Origin of the sequence: Noviherbaspirillum sp. L7-7A, from assembly GCF_019052805.1 — a bacterium.
In the GTDB taxonomy this organism is placed as follows: Bacteria; Pseudomonadota; Gammaproteobacteria; order Burkholderiales; family Burkholderiaceae_D; genus Noviherbaspirillum_A.
Genome location: NZ_JAHQRJ010000001.1, coordinates 3,230,513 through 3,249,220, shown reverse-complemented (window position 1 = coordinate 3,249,220; position 18,708 = coordinate 3,230,513). Strand labels below are relative to the sequence as shown.

Here is an 18,708-nt window from a genome sequence, read left to right as displayed (position 1 = left end):
AGCCCAGGCACAGTCCGCCGCTCTCGATGCACCAGCCAGGCATCCGCGTGCAATGCAATACAACGAACGCCAGCTGTATGAAGCCGAGCAGGCCAGGAAGCGCCGGGTATTGGTCCGCTGCCGTGACGGCTCCCGGCACATTGCCCGGGTATGCCGTCGTCACGGCGGTATAGCCTGATCACTGCATGGCGGGCCATCAGCCGGTCAAGTTGCTGTTCATCTGGCGCACACGTTTCTACAGTGCGGTGCTGGACCGTGATCTGTTCGGTCAATGGAGCGTTACCCGCAGTTGGGGCAGCAGTCGCAATGGACAGGGCGGCGGCCGGATAACGGTCGTTCCCGATTTCGAGAGCGGCCTGGCGCTGCTGCGGACTATTGCAGGCAGGCGGGAGAAACTCGGCTACCGCCTTAGCGAATAAGCCCTCAGCTCAGGAATCCAACATGCCGATGCCGGCACCCATCCCCCAATAAAAAACCCCATCCTGTACAGGATGGGGTTTTTTATTTTGCAGCCCTTGCAGGCAGGGCTGCCGAATTATTTTGCGGCTGCGGCCATATAGTCCACGGCAGCCTTGACTTCGTCGTCCGAAGCGGCCGAGCCACCCTTGGGAGGCATCATGCCATTCTTGCCCTGGAAGCCCTTGATGGCATGTTCGTAGAGCACATTGGAGCCCTGCTTGATACGGTCGGCCCAGGCGGCCTTGTCGCCAAACTTCGGCGCGCCCGCCACGCCGGCGCCATGGCATGCCACGCAAGCCGAATCATAAATCTTCTTGCCCACGTCTGCCGATGCTGCAGGTGCCGCAGCGGGTGCAGGTGCAGCGGCCGGCGCGGCTGCTGCGGCCGGCGCGGCGGCCATTTGCGTTGCGGCCGGTGCAGCCGCCGCAGCAGGCTGTTCCGCCGGCGCTGCATCGGCCGTCTTGGCAGGCGCCGCCTTCGCTTCAGGTTCCTTGAACTTGGCACCCGACTGATTGGTCATGAAGACGACTGCGCGTGCCACCTCGATCTCATCCAGATCCGGATTGCCGCCCTTGGCCGGCATTGCACGAATGCCTTGTACTGCATGCTTTACCAGGGTGTCGTAGCCCTGGCTGATGCGCGCGGCCCAGCCAGCGGCATCGCCAGTCTTGGGCGCGCCGGCAGCACCGCTCTGGTGACAGGCAGCGCAAACGGATTTATAGACATCCGCCCCAGCCAGCAGCTGCTTGGGCGCGTTGACGTCACGGAATGTAAAGCCTTCGTCCGCTACCGGCTTGATGCGCGCCGCAATGCCTTCAGCAGTCTGCCCCGTGGAGCCTGCGCCGACCCGATTATGGTTCGTGACGTACTGGACAAGCAGCACGATACAAATAATAGGGATTAAAAAACCTGCAATGACGGCGGCAATCAGTTGCTTGGGTGTGCGTATTACGGACTGATGTTCGTTATGTGCGTCGCTCATTATTTCCTCAAGTACGATTTGTTCGAAATCTGCGGCGAAGCGCCCCGACGCTGCTACCTTGCATGCCGCAAAGCAATGTCTCGCCAAACCCTTGATTATAGACTTAACATCTTCAATTTGGCACGAAAAACCCGGCTATCCATGGACGGCGCACAAGAAAGGCGGTATCCTGCACGCCTGTTTCAGCATCTCAACGCGGCTGTAGCTCAGTGGATAGAGTATTGGCCTCCGAAGCCAAGGGTCGCTGGTTCGATCCCAGCCAGCCGCGCCACACAGACTGAAAAAAACCTCGAACAAAATCGTCGAGGGTGTTGACGACAAGCTCCAAACATCGCATAATCGCTTTCTCTGCTGCTGACGAACACAACGCTTCGCAGCAGCCGGCCAGTCCCACGGGGCGGCCGGCGGCAGACCGAATTGCCCGGTTCTTTAACAACCAACAACCGATAAGTGTGGGCACTTGACGAAGTGCGCCGGCGGCAACGCCGGATGCTCAAAATATCAAGCAAGTGCTCACAACAAAGAAGTAGAACGATTCGCAAGAATCGGTCTGTCAGTATTTTGAGTGAGCGACGGTTCTTCGGAACCTGCCAGCAATGGCACAAAACAGAGATTGAACTGAAGAGTTTGATCCTGGCTCAGATTGAACGCTGGCGGCATGCCTTACACATGCAAGTCGAACGGCAGCACGGACTTCGGTCTGGTGGCGAGTGGCGAACGGGTGAGTAACATATCGGAACGTGCCCTGGAGTGGGGGATAACTAGTCGAAAGACTAGCTAATACCGCATACGATCTATGGATGAAAGTGGGGGATCGCAAGACCTCATGCTCGTGGAGCGGCCGATATCTGATTAGCTAGTTGGTAGGGTAAAAGCCTACCAAGGCATCGATCAGTAGCTGGTCTGAGAGGACGACCAGCCACACTGGGACTGAGACACGGCCCAGACTCCTACGGGAGGCAGCAGTGGGGAATTTTGGACAATGGGGGCAACCCTGATCCAGCAATGCCGCGTGAGTGAAGAAGGCCTTCGGGTTGTAAAGCTCTTTTGTCAGGGAAGAAACGGTTCTGGCTAATACCCGGGGCTAATGACGGTACCTGAAGAATAAGCACCGGCTAACTACGTGCCAGCAGCCGCGGTAATACGTAGGGTGCGAGCGTTAATCGGAATTACTGGGCGTAAAGCGTGCGCAGGCGGTTGTGCAAGACAGATGTGAAATCCCCGGGCTCAACCTGGGAATTGCATTTGTGACTGCACGGCTAGAGTGTGTCAGAGGGGGGTAGAATTCCACGTGTAGCAGTGAAATGCGTAGAGATGTGGAGGAATACCGATGGCGAAGGCAGCCCCCTGGGATAACACTGACGCTCATGCACGAAAGCGTGGGGAGCAAACAGGATTAGATACCCTGGTAGTCCACGCCCTAAACGATGTCAACTAGTTGTCGGGTCTTAATTGACTTGGTAACGCAGCTAACGCGTGAAGTTGACCGCCTGGGGAGTACGGTCGCAAGATTAAAACTCAAAGGAATTGACGGGGACCCGCACAAGCGGTGGATGATGTGGATTAATTCGATGCAACGCGAAAAACCTTACCTACCCTTGACATGGCAGGAATCCCTGAGAGATCAGGGAGTGCTCGAAAGAGAACCTGCACACAGGTGCTGCATGGCTGTCGTCAGCTCGTGTCGTGAGATGTTGGGTTAAGTCCCGCAACGAGCGCAACCCTTGTCATTAGTTGCTACGAAAGGGCACTCTAATGAGACTGCCGGTGACAAACCGGAGGAAGGTGGGGATGACGTCAAGTCCTCATGGCCCTTATGGGTAGGGCTTCACACGTCATACAATGGTACATACAGAGGGCCGCCAACCCGCGAGGGGGAGCTAATCCCAGAAAGTGTATCGTAGTCCGGATTGGAGTCTGCAACTCGACTCCATGAAGTTGGAATCGCTAGTAATCGCGGATCAGCATGTCGCGGTGAATACGTTCCCGGGTCTTGTACACACCGCCCGTCACACCATGGGAGCGGGTTTTACCAGAAGTAGGTAGCTTAACCGCAAGGAGGGCGCTTACCACGGTAGGATTCGTGACTGGGGTGAAGTCGTAACAAGGTAGCCGTATCGGAAGGTGCGGCTGGATCACCTCCTTTCTAGAGATAGGCACGTAGTTGGGTGTCCACACTTATCGGTTGTTCGGCAAAACGAGAACAGTCAAAACACAGTCAAGGTCATGAAGTGATCGGTACATGCAGCCGTCAGGGCAGTATGTGCGGGGTCTGTAGCTCAGCTGGTTAGAGCACCGTGTTGATAACGCGGGGGTCGTTGGTTCGAGCCCAACCAGACCCACCAGTTGATGCAGCAGTGAAGAAGTAACGGCAAGTCCCCGGGGGTTTAGCTCAGCTGGGAGAGCACCTGCTTTGCAAGCAGGGGGTCGTCGGTTCGATCCCGTCAACCTCCACCATTATCCTGATTCCTACTGTGGCAAGGTCCAAACGTAAGTCAGCAACAGCGTTGCGGGACTTAGGTTTGATCATTGCGATCAACAAGGCTGTATTCGTTCTTTAACAAAGTGGAAGAAGTAGTAAAGATCAATGTAATTCGCAATGCGAAGACAGTGAGCAGTCATGTTCATTGTAGGCAGCATTGCTGGGTTGTGATTGTATCGAAACAAACATGCATCAAATGAAACACAGCGCTTGCCTGTGACGTCTTTGGAGGTGACTCCAGAGGTCAACGTTATAGGGACAAGTGACTAAGTGCACATGGTGGATGCCTTGGCGATTACAGGCGATGAAGGACGCAGTAGCTTGCGATAAGCTGCGGGGAGCTGGCAAACGAGCTTTGATCCGCAGATGTCCGAATGGGGAAACCCGGCCCGCAAGGGTCATCACTCACTGAATACATAGGTGTGTGAAGCGAACGCGGCGAACTGAAACATCTAAGTAGCTGCAGGAAAAGAAATCAACCGAGATTCCCAAAGTAGTGGCGAGCGAAATGGGACCAGCCAGCAAGATTTAGCAGTCGTGATAGTGGAATGCTCTGGAAAGTGCAGCCGTAGCGGGTGATAGCCCCGTACGCGAAATCATGATTGTGGAACCAGGCTTGCGACAAGTAGGGCGGGACACGTGAAATCCTGTCTGAACATGGGGGGACCATCCTCCAAGGCTAAATACTCGTAATCGACCGATAGTGAACCAGTACCGTGAGGGAAAGGCGAAAAGAACCCCGGAAGGGGAGTGAAATAGATCCTGAAACCGTGTGCATACAAACAGTCGGAGCCCCTTCGTGGGGTGACGGCGTACCTTTTGTATAATGGGTCAGCGACTTACATTCAGTGGCAAGGTTAACCGCATAGGGAAGCCGTAGAGAAATCGAGTCCGAACAGGGCGACAGTCGCTGGGTGTAGACCCGAAACCAAGTGATCTACTCATGGCCAGGATGAAGGTGCCGTAACAGGTACTGGAGGTCCGAACCCACTAATGTTGAAAAATTAGGGGATGAGCTGTGGGTAGGGGTGAAAGGCTAAACAAACTTGGAAATAGCTGGTTCTCTCCGAAAACTATTTAGGTAGTGCCTCAAGTATCACCATCGGGGGTAGAGCACTGTTATGGCTAGGGGGTCATCGCGACTTACCAACCCATTGCAAACTCCGAATACCGATGAGTGCGAGCTTGGGAGACAGACGTCGGGTGCTAACGTCCGGCGTCAAGAGGGAAACAACCCAGACCGCCAGCTAAGGTCCCAAAGATTGGCTAAGTGGAAAACGAAGTGGGAAGGCTAAAACAGTCAGGAGGTTGGCTTAGAAGCAGCCACCCTTTAAAGAAAGCGTAATAGCTCACTGATCGAGTCGTCCTGCGCGGAAGATGTAACGGGGCTAAGCCAGTCACCGAAGCTGCGGATATGGCGTAATTCATTACGCCATATGGTAGGAGAGCGTTCTGTAAGCCTGCGAAGGTGTCTTGTAAAGGATGCTGGAGGTATCAGAAGTGCGAATGCTGACATGAGTAGCGATAATGGGGGTGAAAAGCCCCCACGCCGTAAGCCCAAGGTTTCCTGTTCAACGTTCATCGGAGCAGGGTGAGTCGGCCCCTAAGGCGAGGCAGAGATGCGTAGCTGATGGGAAGCAGGTTAATATTCCTGCACCGTCGTGTGATGCGATGGGGGGACGGATCGCGAATGGTTGTCCGGGTGTTGGATGTCCCGGTTCTTGACTTGTAGAAGGCCCTTAGGCAAATCCGGGGGCGTAATTCAAGGGGTCGAGACCAGCGGCTTTAAGCTGCGAAGCAATCGGAAGTGGTTCCAAGAAAAGCCTCTAAGCTTCAGTCACACGAGACCGTACCGCAAACCGACACAGGTGGGCGAGATGAGTATTCTAAGGCGCTTGAGAGAACTCGGGAGAAGGAACTCGGCAAATTGGTACCGTAACTTCGGGATAAGGTACGCCCTGGTAGCTTGACTGGCCTGCGCCAGAAGGGCGACGGGGTTGCAATAAACTGGTGGCTGCGACTGTTTAATAAAAACACAGCACTCTGCAAACACGAAAGTGGACGTATAGGGTGTGACGCCTGCCCGGTGCTGGAAGATTAAATGATGGGGTGCAAGCTCTTGATTGAAGTCCCAGTAAACGGCGGCCGTAACTATAACGGTCCTAAGGTAGCGAAATTCCTTGTCGGGTAAGTTCCGACCTGCACGAATGGCGTAACGATGGCCACACTGTCTCCTCCCGAGACTCAGCGAAGTTGAAATGTTTGTGATGATGCAATCTACCCGCGGCTAGACGGAAAGACCCCATGAACCTTTACTGTAGCTTTGCATTGGACTTTGAACCAATCTGTGTAGGATAGGTGGGAGGCTTTGAAGCGGGGACGCTAGTTCTCGTGGAGCCAACCTTGAAATACCACCCTGGTTTGTTTGAGGTTCTAACCTTGGTCCGTTATCCGGATCGGGGACAGTGCATGGTAGGCAGTTTGACTGGGGCGGTCTCCTCCCAAAGTGTAACGGAGGAGTTCGAAGGTACGCTAGGTACGGTCGGACATCGTGCTCATAGTGCAATGGCATAAGCGTGCTTAACTGCGAGACTGACAAGTCGAGCAGGTACGAAAGTAGGACATAGTGATCCGGTGGTTCTGTATGGAAGGGCCATCGCTCAACGGATAAAAGGTACTCTGGGGATAACAGGCTGATTCCTCCCAAGAGTTCATATCGACGGGGGAGTTTGGCACCTCGATGTCGGCTCATCACATCCTGGGGCTGTAGCCGGTCCCAAGGGTATGGCTGTTCGCCATTTAAAGTGGTACGTGAGCTGGGTTTAAAACGTCGTGAGACAGTTTGGTCCCTATCTGCCGTGGGCGTTGGAAGTTTGAAGGGGGCTGCTCCTAGTACGAGAGGACCGGAGTGGACGAACCTCTGGTGTACCGGTTGTCACGCCAGTGGCATTGCCGGGTAGCTAAGTTCGGAAGAGATAACCGCTGAAAGCATCTAAGCGGGAAACTCGCCTTGAGATGAGACTTCCCGGGAGCTTGACTCCCCTAAAGGGTCGTTCGAGACCAGGACGTTGATAGGCTGGGTGTGGAAGCGCAGTAATGCGTTAAGCTAACCAGTACTAATTGCCCGTGCGGCTTGTCCCTATAACCTTGATGGTGCATAGCGGCGCTGTGTGGTGCGTGACGTTCCGATACTCACAACCTGCAAGACAAGACATTGATCGTTGCATCACCCCTGCGAAGTGCAGGAGCGATGCGGCTGCTTCTTCCCTTTGGGTTGGATGTGGCGTGTGCCAGGCGAGGAGCCGGCAGCGCGACAGACAACCGACAAGTCATGCCTGATGACCATAGCGAGTTGGTACCACCCCTTCCCATCCCGAACAGGACCGTGAAACGACTTTGCGCCGATGATAGTGCTGCAACCAGTGTGAAAGTAGGTCATCGTCAGGCTGTTATTAGAAAACCCCCGGCGCCAGCAGGCGCCGGGGGTTTTTGCTTTGGGGCGGCGTATAAAACGATGTGTCGGGAGTAACGTCAACGTTTGGCAAAATCGCTTTGAAGCCACTTGGGGCAAGGGATGATGGTGCCCACCTATGCGAGGTGCATACCTTACGATGGAAACGGCATCACGCCAATATCGTCAAGGCAAGCCCTAAAGGCCAAATGCTTGAGCTAGACGGGCAAACCTCTAGCCTCCATCGCGTTAATAGCTATATCGCATGGCATTCATGCCAATCTCGTGCGCAAATGGCGTGCTTGTGCAATGAAGTCGCAGACTGCTGCCGAAAAACTCATTTGCCGCGCCTATGCCGTTCGACGGTAAAAACGCCAGCTGCTGATCGAGCCGCTCGGCTTTGTCCCCGCCGACACGCGATGATGGGCCTCCGGCGCCTTTTCGTGTAGTTCATATACCGGCTCCTACGGCTGCTCGGCATCCGGCGCAACAGTATGCGTGGAAGGATTGCCCTTCCAGAAATGCGGCTGCGATTACGGCGTCGGGCAGCCAGCCAGATTCCGAAGCCATCGATGGCAAATACCTTGATGCGGGTAGCCGCCTCGTTGATGGGCATATAGGCGCACTGCAGCCGCGCAGCGCTGAATACCTTTATCACGCGCGTCGCTGCGGTGTTGTGCCGCCTCGCATATCGAGCGGTTCAGTGGCCTGCCAGGTAGCATTTATGCATGGCGTACGCGGATTCTTCGTGACTATACGTGGACACGGTCCTCCTTGATCACCATGCGCTTCTTCCAGATGGAATTGGCCGATGCCTATGAAGGTTCCAGTGCAAGGCCGCTCGGGGATTTGGCTGGCTGCCCAGCGCCTTGATCACGACGGCTTCGTCTGGACCGAGGGACGCCACGTGCCACTTAAATGATCAACACCGTGCAGCGGCAGGCATTGGTCGCTAGCCTCCGATGGAAGACGCTGCCACCTCTGCTTAAACCGAACCCAATTTGTCGTCGCGTGACTATTCCTTATCCAATTCCTAACATGCAAACAAGCCGCGCTTTCAATGTTCGCTCATGCCGGAATCGGCATAATCGCCTGGCGGCTGACGCATCATTTGCTTAACGCGAGCACGGCCGGCAGAGGGAACAGCGATGCAGGCGGGCAGCATGCATCGCTGTTCCCTGCTACCTCTTTGCCCGGCGAAGAGAGCAATCATTTCCATCTGGCGCGCGATGTATCGCCACTGCCCCAAAATCGGCCCGACGTTTCACAAGGCGCCACACTCCCCATCACTCCACCCAGGCACGTGCGCGTTCAACAGCACGGTGCCATTGAGCCAGGCGACCGTTCCGCTCCGTTTCGCTCATGTCCGGGTCAAACCGCCGCTCTCTCTGCCACTGAGCGGCAACTTCGTCCTGCGACTTCCAGAACCCTACCGCGATGCCGGCAAGATAAGCCGCTCCCAACGCGGTCGTTTCGGTGATGACCGGGCGAACCACCGGTACGCCAAGCACATCTGCCTGGAATTGCATCAGCAAGTCGTTTTTCGACGCGCCGCCGTCCACACGCAGTTCCTGCAATTCGATGCCGGAGTCGTTCTGCATCGCAAGCAATATGTCGACCGTCTGATAAGCAATGCTGGCCAGCGCCGCCCGCGCTATATGCGCCTTGGTGGTGCCCCGCGTCATGCCGACGATGGTTCCGCGCGCATAGGCGTCCCAGTGCGGTGCGCCCAGCCCTGCAAAGGCAGGGACGAAGACCACGCCGTCGGTATCAGGCACGCTGGCGGCAAGCGCCTCCACTTCATCCGAACTCCGGATGATTCCCAAGCCATCCCGCAGCCATTGCACAGTCGCGCCGGCCATGAAAACGCTGCCTTCGAGCATATAGACAGCATCGCTGCGCCCGACATTGCCGCAGGCCCAGCCTATGGTTGTCACCAGATTGTTATGGGAAGCGATGGGTTGGGAACCGGTATTCATCAGCATGAAGCAGCCGGTTCCGTAAGTGTTCTTTGCCATGCCGGGCCGCAGGCAGGCCTGGCCAAATGTCGCCGCCTGCTGATCTCCTGCGATGCCTGCAATCGGCAATGCTGCACCAAAGAGTGCCGCATGGGTATGGCCGACCACACAGCTGCTCGGGACGACGCGTGGCAGCATCGACGCTGGAATGCCGAGTATCTCAAGCAGTTCCTCGTCCCATTCCAGGCTATGGATATTGAACATCAGCGTGCGGGAGGCATTGCTGGCATCGGTGACATGCAGGCCGCTCAGCTTGCTGATGAGCCAGCTGTCGATGGTGCCGAATGCAAGCTCGCCGCGTTCGGCACGTTCCCGCGCGCCGGGCACATTATCGAGCAGCCACTTGACCTTGGTGCCTGAAAAATAGGCATCGAGCACCAGCCCGGTCTTGCGCTGGAACAGGTCGGCATGGCCGGCTTCGCGCAACGCGTCGCAGATATCGGCGGTGCGCCTATCCTGCCAGACAATGGCATTGCCGATGGCTTGGCCGGTAGCGCGGTCCCATACGACGGTGGTTTCGCGCTGGTTGGTGATGCCGATCGCGGCGATGTCCGCAGCGCTGACTGCGCACTCCTTCATCACCTGACGGGCAACGGCAAGCTGGGACTGCCAGATCTCGTCGGGATCATGCTCGACCCAGCCTGGATGCGAGAAGATTTGCCGGAATTCCTGTTGGGCGCAGCCGCGGACATGGCCTGCCTGGTCGAACAGGATGGCGCGCGAGCTGGTTGTCCCCTGGTCCAGCGCAAGAATGTAGTTGCTCATGCTTGTCTCGTTATCGTTATATTGATTATGGTTGCGACGGGTATTGCTATGGAATGTAAGGGTGCTCGGGCAAGCCTGGCACGTCGACCCGCAGCGATAACAGGCAGCCCGAATGCGGACATGCTGCCAGCTCTTCCGGACTGCGCTTGCTGCTCACTGTCGTGATGTAAAGCGTGCGCAGGTCATTGCCGCCAAAGGCCACCATGGTAGGGCAACGCACCGGCAGCAGTATCTCACGAAGGATTTCCCCGCCAGGCGCCAACTGCAGCAGGCGGCCGCCTTCATACATAGCGCACCAGTAATTGCCTTCGGCGTCGACTGCCGCGCCATCCGGCCTGCCGCCATATTGCGCATTGCGCTCGGTCGAAAACTGGCGCAGCACGCGGCCAGCGCCAGGCGTGCCAGTGTGCAGGTCGAATTCATAGGCGCTGATCCGATGGCTGGTGGTATCGCTATGGTAGATGACGCGGTTGTCGGGGCTGAAGGCGACGCCATTGGAGACGGTGGCGCGTATGCCGCTGTCGCGCAGCGCACCGCGTTCGAATGCATACAGCACGGCATTGGGCTGGTCGCGCGGCTCGTACAGCGTGCCTACCCAGAAGCGTCCGGCGGCATCGCATCGTCCGTCGTTGAAGCGTTCGCGTGCCGCGTCATACGGCGGCGGGGCGATGAGATTCAGGGAACCGGCAACGGTGTCGAGCAGGTGCATGCCGGTGCGCAGCGCCACGACCATGCCTCCCGATGCGCACCAGGCGATGGCGCCCGGTTCCGACGGCATGGCCCAGGACTGGTGCATGTTGTTCTGCAAAGCCAGCCGGTGCACTGCGCGGCCGTCGATGTCTATCCAGTAAAGCTGGTCTTCCCGAGGGTGCCATAAAGGGCATTCCCCAAGCTGCATCGGCACGGGATAGGCAAGCTGGATGTCAGAAATTTGCATGACAAGGTCCTGATGAGGAAAATGTGCATTATGCAATAGCGTTCGACAGGATGCCCCCGCGGAGCGCAAGGCCAGGCTATGGTAATCATCGTAATATGCGGTACCGGCCGGCGCCTGACCGGACGCAGCCTGCATCACCTGGCTGTCGCCGGAGATTCCCCTATACGAAAACCGAGGAAGAGACAATGAAACTGAAGAAATGCTTATCCCTGCTTGGCATGGCTGTGATGGCAATGGCCAGCGCATCGGCAAGCGCAGACACCTATCCCAGCAAGACCATCAAGATTGTCGTGCCATTCGCCGCCGGCGGCACGACTGACCTGCTGGCCCGCGCCGTTGGCGCCGAACTTCAGAAGTCGATGGGGCAGTCGGTCATCATTGACAACCGGCCCGGCGCCGGCGGCAATGTCGGCGCCGATATCGTGGCCAAGTCGGCACCCGATGGCTATACCCTGCTGATGGGCACCGTCGGCACGCATGCGATCAACCAGTCCCTCTATCCCAAGATGCCGTTCGACCCGATCAAGGATTTCGCGCCGGTAACGCTGGTGGCTGCCGTGCCCAACGTCCTCGTGGTGAACAAGGATTTTGCCGAGAAGAACAAGATCACCGACATCAAGAGCTTCACCTCCTACGTGAAGGCGCATCCCGGCAAGCTCAACATGGCGTCTTCGGGCAACGGCACGTCCATTCACCTGGCTGGCGAACTGTTCAAGACCACGACCAAGACCTATATGGTCCACGTTCCCTATCGCGGCTCCGGCCCGGCATTGACCGACCTGATCGCCGGACAGGCCGACCTGATGTTCGACAACCTGCCGTCGGCGCTGCCGTTCATCAAATCGGGCAAGCTGCTTGCACTGGGCGTTACCAGCAGCAAGCCGTCGCCGGCCTTGCCTGGCGTGATGCCGCTGGCCAGTGCCGGCGGGGAGCTTGCCGGTTTTGAAGCCAGCTCCTGGTTCGGCATACTGGCGCCTGCCGGCACGCCGAAAGACATCGTCAACAAGCTGCAGCAGGAAATCGCGCAGTCGCTGTCGAGCCCGGCGGTGAAGGAAAAGATGATAGGCCAGGGCGCCGACCCCGTTGGCAATACGCCTGAGCAGTTCGCCGCGCATATCCAGGCTGAAACCAAGAAATGGGAAAAGGTTGTGAAGGTTTCCGGCGCCAAGGTGGACTAAGCAAGCGACTAAGCAGGCAAACCCTCCGATTACATAAGGATCGACACCATGCAGATAAAACGCCGGACCAACGAACCGACTGATTGGCATGCGGTCTGGCGTCTGCTCAAGCCTTACTGGGTATCGGAGGAAAAATGGAAGGCGCGCGGCCTGCTCGCCACGGTGGTCGTGCTGGCGCTGGGCATGGTGTATATCAACGTGCTGTTCAATGAATGGAACCGGGTCTTCTACAACGCGCTGGAAAGCAAGGACCTGGCAACGTTCAAGCAGCAGCTATGGCGGTTTTCCTACCTAGCCTTCATCTATATCGCGGTGGCGATCTACAAGGTCTACCTGACGCAGGCGCTGGAGATCCGCTGGCGCGGCTGGATGACGCGGCAATACATGGCAGGCTGGCTTTCTCGCCAGGCGTATTACCGGATTGAGCAAGCCGGCGGCGCCGACAATCCGGACCAGCGCATCGCCGAAGACCTCAAGTACTTGACCAACGGCTCACTGACGCTGTCGCTGGGCCTGCTGTCCAGCGTTGTCACGCTGGTGTCGTTCGTGGGAATACTCTGGTCCGTCAGCGGGCCGCTGGCTTTCATGCTGGGTGGGCGCGACTGGGTGATTCCGGGCTATATGGTCTGGTTCGCGATCGCCTATGCCGGCATCGGATCGCTGCTGGTGGCCTGGATCGGCAAGCCGCTGGTGCAGCAGAACTTCATGCAGCAACGCTTCGAAGCGGATTTTCGCTTCGGCCTGATCCGGGTGCGGGAAAACGCCGAGTCCGTCGCGCTTTACCGTGGCGAGCCCCAGGAGCATGCCCAGCTCCAAGGACGTTTCGAGAAGATACGCGACAACTGGTGGCAGATCATGCGCACGACCAAGCGCCTGAATGTGGCATCCACCTTCTATGCACAGTTTGCAATCATCTTTCCCTTCCTTGTGGGCGCGCCGCGCTACTTCAGTGGCGCCATCACCCTGGGTGGCCTGATGCAGATCTCGTCGGCATTCGGCCAGGTGCAGTCGGCTTTGTCATGGTTCATCGAGGCCTTCAGTTCGCTGGCTGAATGGAAGGCGAGCGTGAACCGCCTTTCCGGCTTCCATGACGTCGTCGAAGCGGCCCGTCATACCGAGTCGGGCATCACGGTGGCGCGCAACGGCACGCAGGACATCACCCTTGCCAACCTGACGCTGGCCTTGCCCTCCGGCCTGCCGCTGACGCAGCCCCTGTCGGCCGCCATCGGCACAGGGCAGCGCATCCTCGTTGCCGGCCCGTCAGGTTGTGGCAAGTCCACGCTGTTTCGGGCCATCGCCGGCATCTGGCCCTATGGCGATGGTGCGATCGACATACCGCAACAGGCTTCCGTGCTGTTTCTGCCGCAGCGCAGTTACCTGCCGATCGGCATGCTGCGGGCCGCGGTGACCTATCCCTTGTCGGCGCAGAACTATGACGATGCCGATATCCTGCGGCACTTCGATGCCTGCCGGCTCGCGCACCTGGCGCCCGTGCTGGATCAGGAAGAAAACTGGAGCCAGAAGCTTTCGCCTGGCGAGCAGCAGCGCCTGGCGATGGTGCGCGTGCTGCTGATCCGCCCGGACATCGTGTTCCTGGATGAAGCCAGCAGCGCCATGGATGGCGATACCGAGGCGGCACTCTATGCGCTGCTTACCGCGGAACTGCCGGACTCGACTATTGTGAGCATCGCGCACCGGGAATCGGTGGCGCAATACCATCACCTGCGCTGGCAGTTCGTGGCTGATGACAATGATGAAGATGGCGGCAAGGCACAGCCGGACGGGGCGCGGACCTACCGCATTGTCCCGTCCGTGCTGCAGGCGCCCGGTCAGCCGCGCGCCAGCCAGGCTTCGGCCAGCCGCACCCAGTAGGTTGCGCCGATCGGCAGCAGCGCATCGTTGAAGTCGTAGCTCGGGTTGTGCAGGTTGCACGGCCCCAGCCCATGGCCGCCGCTGCGGTGATCGCCGTCGCCATTGCCGATGAAGACATAGCAGCCGGGCTTCTTCTGCAGGAAGAATGCGAAGTCCTCGGCGCCCATCGTGGGTTCGACCTTGGCATCGACCTTGTCGGCGCCGACGATGGATTGCAGAACCTCGGTGGCGAATGCCGCTTCCCGCGCATGATTGATCAGCGGCGGGTAATTGCGCTTGAATTCGAAATGGACGCTGGCGTCGAATGCCTCGGCGGTATGCTCGGCAACCGTGCGCATGCGGCTTTCAATCAGGTCCAGCACCGGCAGGTCGAAGGTGCGCACGGTGCCGATCATGGTGGCCTGGTCCGGGATCACATTGGTGGCGCTGCCGGCGTGGATCTGGGTGATGGACAGCACCGCGGGCGCAAGCGGGCTCTTGTTGCGGCTGATGATGGTTTGCCAGCTCTGCGCGATCTGCACCGCCGTCATCACCGGGTCGATGCCCTTGTGCGGCTGGGCCGCGTGGGCGCCGCGGCCGGTGATGGTCAGCTCGAACTCGTTGGACGATGCCATCATCGGCCCGGGCGTCACGCCAAAGGTGCCGGTGGCCACGCCCGGCCAGTTATGCATGCCGAAGATGGCGTCCATCGGGCACTGCTCGAACAGGCCTTCTTCCATCATCTTGCTGGCGCCGCCGCCGCCTTCCTCGGCCGGCTGGAAAATCACATAGACGGTGCCATCGAAATTGCGGTGGCGAGACAGGTAATGGGCCGCGCCCAGCAGCATGGCGACATGGCCGTCATGGCCGCAGGCGTGCATCTTGCCGGGATGGCGCGATGCATGGGAAAAGGTGTTGACTTCCTGCACCGGCAGCGCGTCCATGTCGGCGCGCAGGCCGATGGCGCGCGGGCTGTCGCCGTTGCGGATGATGCCCACCACGCCGGTCTTGGCCAGGCCGCGGATCATCGGAATGCCCCATTCGGTCAGCTTTTGCGCGACCACGTCCGCCGTGCGCTGTTCTTCATAGCACAGCTCCGGGTGGGCATGAATGTCACGCCGGGTCTGCGCCAGTTCGGATTGAAACGCGACAATGGGATCGATCAACTGCATGATGTTCTCCTGTATTTTGAACCGACAGCATAGCCGATTTGCATGCTCGACAATATTGAAGCGTCAAGCATTTGTAAGACAGTCAATTTTAAAAAGAAAACATCTTCAGAAACAGAGGCTTAAGCTGAAATTTCATGCCTCGCGAAAAGCGTTTTGCAGTACGATTGAACGCTCCGAAAGCGATATCCCCATGACGACCAAGACCATCCGCGCTGCCTGTCCCCACGACTGTCCCGATACCTGCGCCATGCTGGTGACGGTGGAAAACGGCATTGCCACCAAGGTGCGCGGCGATCCGGAGCACCCGACCACGGCCGGCGTGCTGTGCACCAAGGTCGCCCGCTACACCGAGCGCATCTACCATGCGGATCGCCTGCTGCATCCGATGCGCCGCGTCGGCGCCAAGGGTGAGGGCAAATTCGAGGCAATCAGCTGGGAGGAGGCGATTGACACCATCGCCACGCGTTTGAAGGCGATTGCGGCGCGTGCCCCGGAAGCCATTCTTCCCTATAACTATGCCGGCACCATGGGCCTGGTGCAGGGCGAGTCGATGTCGGCGCGCTTCTTCCACCGGCTGGGCGCATCGCGGCTGGACCGCACCATCTGCGCCTCGGCCGGTGCGGCCGGCATCACCTACACGCTGGGCGGCAAGGTCGGCATGGACGTCGAGCAGTTCCAGGATGCCCAGGTCATCCTGATCTGGGGCGGCAACCCGATCGCGTCCAACGTGCATTTCTGGATGCGGGCCCAGGAAGCCAAGCGACGCGGCGCGATCCTGGTGGCGATCGATCCCTACCGCTCGCTGACGGCCGAGAAGTGCCAGATCCATATCGCTCCCTTGCCAGGCACCGACGCGGCGCTAGCGCTGGCGATGATGCACATCCTGATCCGCGACGACCTGCTCGACCACGACTACATTGCGCGGCACACCCTGGGCTTTGACGAGCTCAAGGCGCGCGCAATGGAATGGCCGCCGCAGCGGGCGGCGGAAATCTGCGGCGTGCCGGTCGAGCAGATCGAACAACTCGCGCAGCTTTACGGCGGCACCGCCCGCACCGGACAGCCGGTGGCCATACGCCTGAATTACGGCCTGCAGCGGGTGCGCGGCGGCGGCATGGCCGTGCGCAATATCGCCTGCCTGCCGGCGCTGGTCGGCGCCTGGCGCCATGCCGCTGGCGGCGTGCAGCTGTCGGCCAGCGACAGCTTTCCCAAGAATGCGCAGGCATTGCAGCGTCCCGATCTGCTGCCGGGCAAGCTGCCGCGACTGATCAACATGAGCACCATAGGCGACGATCTGCTGCGGCCGGCATCGCCCGGGTTCGGTGCGCAGATCGAAGCGGTGATCGTCTTTAACGCCAACCCGGTGGCGGTGGCGCCGGAGTCGCCGAAGGTGGCGCAGGGCTTTGCCCGCGACGACCTGTTTACCGTGGTGCTGGAGCACTTCCAGACCGACACCGCCGACTACGCCGACATCCTGCTGCCTGCCACGACCCAGCTCGAGCATGCCGACGTCCACGGCGCCTATGGCCATCTCTACATGCTGGCCAATAATCCCGCCATCGCGCCGCTGGGCGAGGCCAAGCCCAATACCGAGATTTTCCGTTTGCTCGCGGCCCGTATGGGTTTCGACGACGACTGCTTCCATGAAACCGATGACGAGATTGCCGCCCGGGCCTTCAACCGGGCCGACCCGCGCGCCGCGCACTTCGACTGGCAGGAGCTGAAGCGCATCGGCTGGCGCAAGCTGGCCATTGCAGACGCGCCCTTTGCCAACGGCAATTTCGCCACGCCTTCCGGGAAATGCGAGTTCTACTGCGCCCGCATGCTGGCCGACGGGCTCGATCCGCTGCCGTCCTACATCCCGCCCTATGAATCCGCCGCCAGCAATCCTGAACTGGCACAGCGCTATCCGCTGGCCATGATCTCGCCGCCGGCCCGCAATTTCCTGAATTCGACCTTCGTCAATGTGGAAAGCCTGCGCAGCACGGAGGGCGAGCCGCACCTGGACATGCATCCGCGGGACGCGGCTGAGCGCGGCATTGCCGATGGCGACATGGTACGCATCCGCAATGACCGCGGCGCCTTCATCGCCCGGGCCCGCGTCACTGACCATGCCCGCCCCGGCCTGGTGGTGGGCCTGTCGATCTGGTGGAAAAAGCTGGCCTCGGACGGGAAAAACGCCAATGAACTGACCAGCCAGCGCCTGACCGACATGGGCCGGGCGCCCACCTTTTACGACGTGCTGGTGGAAGTGGAAAGAACGGGAATAGAAGCATGAAGATACGCTATCGCACCGCGCTCTTGGCCAGCGCCGCCATCCTGGCTGCCGGGCTGTCCGGCGGCTGCGCCCAGCTTGGTTACTACATGCAGGCAGCGCAAGGGCAGTACTCCCTGATGGCACAGGCCCGTCCGATCGACGACTGGCTGGCCGACCCGGCGACCGGCGACAAGCTCAAGACCAAGCTGCAGCGGGTCAAGGAAATACGTCGTTTCGCCGCGGCCGAACTGGAGCTGCCCGACAACGGCAGCTACAAGTTCTACGCCGACCTGAAGCGTCCCTTCGTGTTGTGGAACGTCGTGGCGGCGCCGGCGCTGTCGCTGGAGCCGACCAAATGGTGCTTCCCGATTGCCGGCTGCGTCAATTACCGCGGCTATTACAGCAAGGAAGCGGCGCAGGCATTCGCCGGCGAATTGCGCGGGCAGGGGCTCGATGTGCAGATCGGCGGCGTGCCCGCCTACTCGACCCTGGGCTGGTTCAACGACCCGGTGCTGTCGACCTTCATCCAGTACCCGGACGGCGAACTGGCGCGCCTGGTCTTCCATGAGCTGGCGCACCAGGTCGCCTATGCCAAGGACGACAGCCAGTTCAATGAATCCTTCGCGGTGGCGGTGGAAGAGGTTGGCGTGGAACGCTGGATGGCGCGCTTCGGCGATGAAAAGATGCGCCGTGCCTATGCCGACTACGAGAGCCGCAAGAAGGATTTCCTGGCCCTGCTGCTGAAATACCGCACTGAACTGAAGGCCAACTACGACAGCGATGCGGCCGACGCCGAAAAGCTGAAAACCAAGGCCGCGCTGTTCCAGTCCCTGAAGGACGATTACCAGGTGCTCAAGGCCAGCTGGGGCGGCTATGCCGGCTATGACCGCTGGTTCGCCGAGCCGCTGTCCAATGCGCATTTGGCGTCGATTGCGACCTACCATGATTTCGTGCCGGGTTTCCGGAGCCTGCTGCGGCAGGAGAAAAGCCTGTCTGCCTTCTATGCCGCGGTAAAGCACATGGCGGCGGAGGACAAGAGCCAGCGCCATCAGCAACTCGCCGATTTGGGGCAGCCTGCCAGAATGGCGTCCGACGAAAGCCAGGCAGCGGCGACCCGCCAGGAATGAGCAATCAACCTATCAGTTCAGGCAATTTC

General features: G+C 59.2%; 9 protein-coding genes, 3 tRNA genes and 3 rRNA genes. 11 read left to right on the top strand and 4 right to left on the bottom strand.

From position 1 onward, the window contains the following. The first annotated feature begins 185 nt into the window (after window positions 1-185). A complete protein-coding gene (locus KTQ42_RS14765) occupies window positions 186-419 on the top strand; it encodes a WGR domain-containing protein (protein ID WP_217346175.1) in 234 nt (77 codons plus the stop codon). A gap of 116 nt (window positions 420-535) precedes the next feature. On the opposite strand, the gene KTQ42_RS14760 is transcribed toward KTQ42_RS14765, so the two are convergent. Continuing rightward, on the bottom strand, window positions 536-1,441 hold the full coding sequence (locus KTQ42_RS14760; RefSeq protein ID WP_217346174.1) for a c-type cytochrome: 906 nt from the start codon (window positions 1,439-1,441) through the stop codon (window positions 536-538). A 195-nt stretch (window positions 1,442-1,636) separates the two neighbouring features. On the opposite strand from KTQ42_RS14760, the gene KTQ42_RS14755 reads away from it, so the two are divergent. The 6 genes from KTQ42_RS14755 (at window position 1,637) to rrf (ending at window position 7,370) form a co-directional block, all read left to right on the top strand. Further along, window positions 1,637-1,712 (top strand) — tRNA-Arg (locus KTQ42_RS14755). Between the two features lie 344 nt (window positions 1,713-2,056). Then, window positions 2,057-3,587: ribosomal RNA gene (locus KTQ42_RS14750) — 16S ribosomal RNA — on the top strand. A gap of 122 nt (window positions 3,588-3,709) precedes the next feature. Further along, window positions 3,710-3,786 (top strand) — tRNA-Ile (locus KTQ42_RS14745). Between the two features lie 36 nt (window positions 3,787-3,822). Continuing rightward, window positions 3,823-3,898 (top strand) — tRNA-Ala (locus tag KTQ42_RS14740). 281 nt (window positions 3,899-4,179) lie between these two features. Beyond that, window positions 4,180-7,064, top strand: a 23S ribosomal RNA gene (locus KTQ42_RS14735). 193 nt (window positions 7,065-7,257) lie between these two features. Next, window positions 7,258-7,370 (top strand): 5S ribosomal RNA (gene rrf / locus KTQ42_RS14730). The 16S, 23S and 5S rRNA genes sit together here with 3 tRNA genes alongside, the layout of an rRNA operon. Window positions 7,371-8,660: 1,290 nt before the next feature. Here the strand turns inward: rrf and glpK are convergent. Continuing rightward, window positions 8,661-10,157: a glycerol kinase GlpK gene (gene glpK, locus KTQ42_RS14725; protein ID WP_217346173.1), complete on the bottom strand. Its 1,497-nt coding sequence runs from the start codon at window positions 10,155-10,157 to the stop codon at window positions 8,661-8,663. A 46-nt stretch (window positions 10,158-10,203) separates the two neighbouring features. Next, a complete protein-coding gene (locus KTQ42_RS14720; protein WP_217346172.1) occupies window positions 10,204-11,094 on the bottom strand; it encodes an SMP-30/gluconolactonase/LRE family protein in 891 nt (296 codons plus the stop codon). A 185-nt stretch (window positions 11,095-11,279) separates the two neighbouring features. Here KTQ42_RS14720 and KTQ42_RS14715 point away from each other — a divergent pair, with 185 nt between their 5' ends. Together KTQ42_RS14715 and KTQ42_RS14710 are read left to right on the top strand one after the other, a co-directional pair. After that, window positions 11,280-12,272 carry a tripartite tricarboxylate transporter substrate binding protein gene (locus KTQ42_RS14715; protein WP_217346171.1) on the top strand — a complete coding sequence of 331 codons (993 nt, stop codon included), beginning with the start codon at window positions 11,280-11,282 and terminating at the stop codon, window positions 12,270-12,272. Window positions 12,273-12,320: 48 nt separating this feature from the next. Then, window positions 12,321-14,144, top strand: a complete 1,824-nt coding sequence (locus KTQ42_RS14710) for an ABC transporter ATP-binding protein/permease (protein WP_217346170.1) — start codon at window positions 12,321-12,323, stop codon at window positions 14,142-14,144. On the opposite strand, the gene KTQ42_RS14705 is transcribed toward KTQ42_RS14710, so the two are convergent. Continuing rightward, a complete protein-coding gene (locus KTQ42_RS14705; protein WP_217346169.1) occupies window positions 14,102-15,295 on the bottom strand; it encodes a M20 aminoacylase family protein in 1,194 nt (397 codons plus the stop codon). The genes KTQ42_RS14710 and KTQ42_RS14705 overlap by 43 nt on opposite strands. 190 nt (window positions 15,296-15,485) lie before the next feature. Here KTQ42_RS14705 and KTQ42_RS14700 point away from each other — a divergent pair, with 190 nt between their 5' ends. Both KTQ42_RS14700 and KTQ42_RS14695 read left to right on the top strand, forming a co-directional pair. After that, entirely contained in the window at window positions 15,486-17,573 is a 2,088-nt protein-coding gene (locus tag KTQ42_RS14700; RefSeq protein WP_217346168.1) for a molybdopterin oxidoreductase family protein, read from the top strand. After that, window positions 17,570-18,679, top strand: coding sequence for an aminopeptidase (locus tag KTQ42_RS14695; RefSeq protein WP_217346167.1), 1,110 nt, complete (start codon window positions 17,570-17,572; stop codon window positions 18,677-18,679). The genes KTQ42_RS14700 and KTQ42_RS14695 overlap by 4 nt, the downstream gene beginning before the upstream one ends. The last annotated feature ends 29 nt before the right edge of the window (window positions 18,680-18,708 follow it).

What these genes read in the sequence shown, in the direction of transcription:
- glpK (WP_217346173.1), bottom strand. Translation starts at nt 10,157, where the DNA reads ATGAGCAACTACATTCTTGCGCTGGACCAGGGGACAACCAGCTCGCGC.
- KTQ42_RS14710 (WP_217346170.1), top strand. Translation starts at nt 12,321, where the DNA reads ATGCAGATAAAACGCCGGACCAACGAACCGACTGATTGGCATGCGGTC.
- KTQ42_RS14720 (WP_217346172.1), bottom strand. Translation starts at nt 11,094, where the DNA reads ATGCAAATTTCTGACATCCAGCTTGCCTATCCCGTGCCGATGCAGCTT.
- KTQ42_RS14760 (WP_217346174.1), bottom strand. Translation starts at nt 1,441, where the DNA reads ATGAGCGACGCACATAACGAACATCAGTCCGTAATACGCACACCCAAG.
- KTQ42_RS14765 (WP_217346175.1), top strand. Translation starts at nt 186, where the DNA reads ATGGCGGGCCATCAGCCGGTCAAGTTGCTGTTCATCTGGCGCACACGT.
- KTQ42_RS14700 (WP_217346168.1), top strand. Translation starts at nt 15,486, where the DNA reads ATGACGACCAAGACCATCCGCGCTGCCTGTCCCCACGACTGTCCCGAT.
- KTQ42_RS14715 (WP_217346171.1), top strand. Translation starts at nt 11,280, where the DNA reads ATGAAACTGAAGAAATGCTTATCCCTGCTTGGCATGGCTGTGATGGCA.
- KTQ42_RS14705 (WP_217346169.1), bottom strand. Translation starts at nt 15,295, where the DNA reads ATGCAGTTGATCGATCCCATTGTCGCGTTTCAATCCGAACTGGCGCAG.
- KTQ42_RS14695 (WP_217346167.1), top strand. Translation starts at nt 17,570, where the DNA reads ATGAAGATACGCTATCGCACCGCGCTCTTGGCCAGCGCCGCCATCCTG.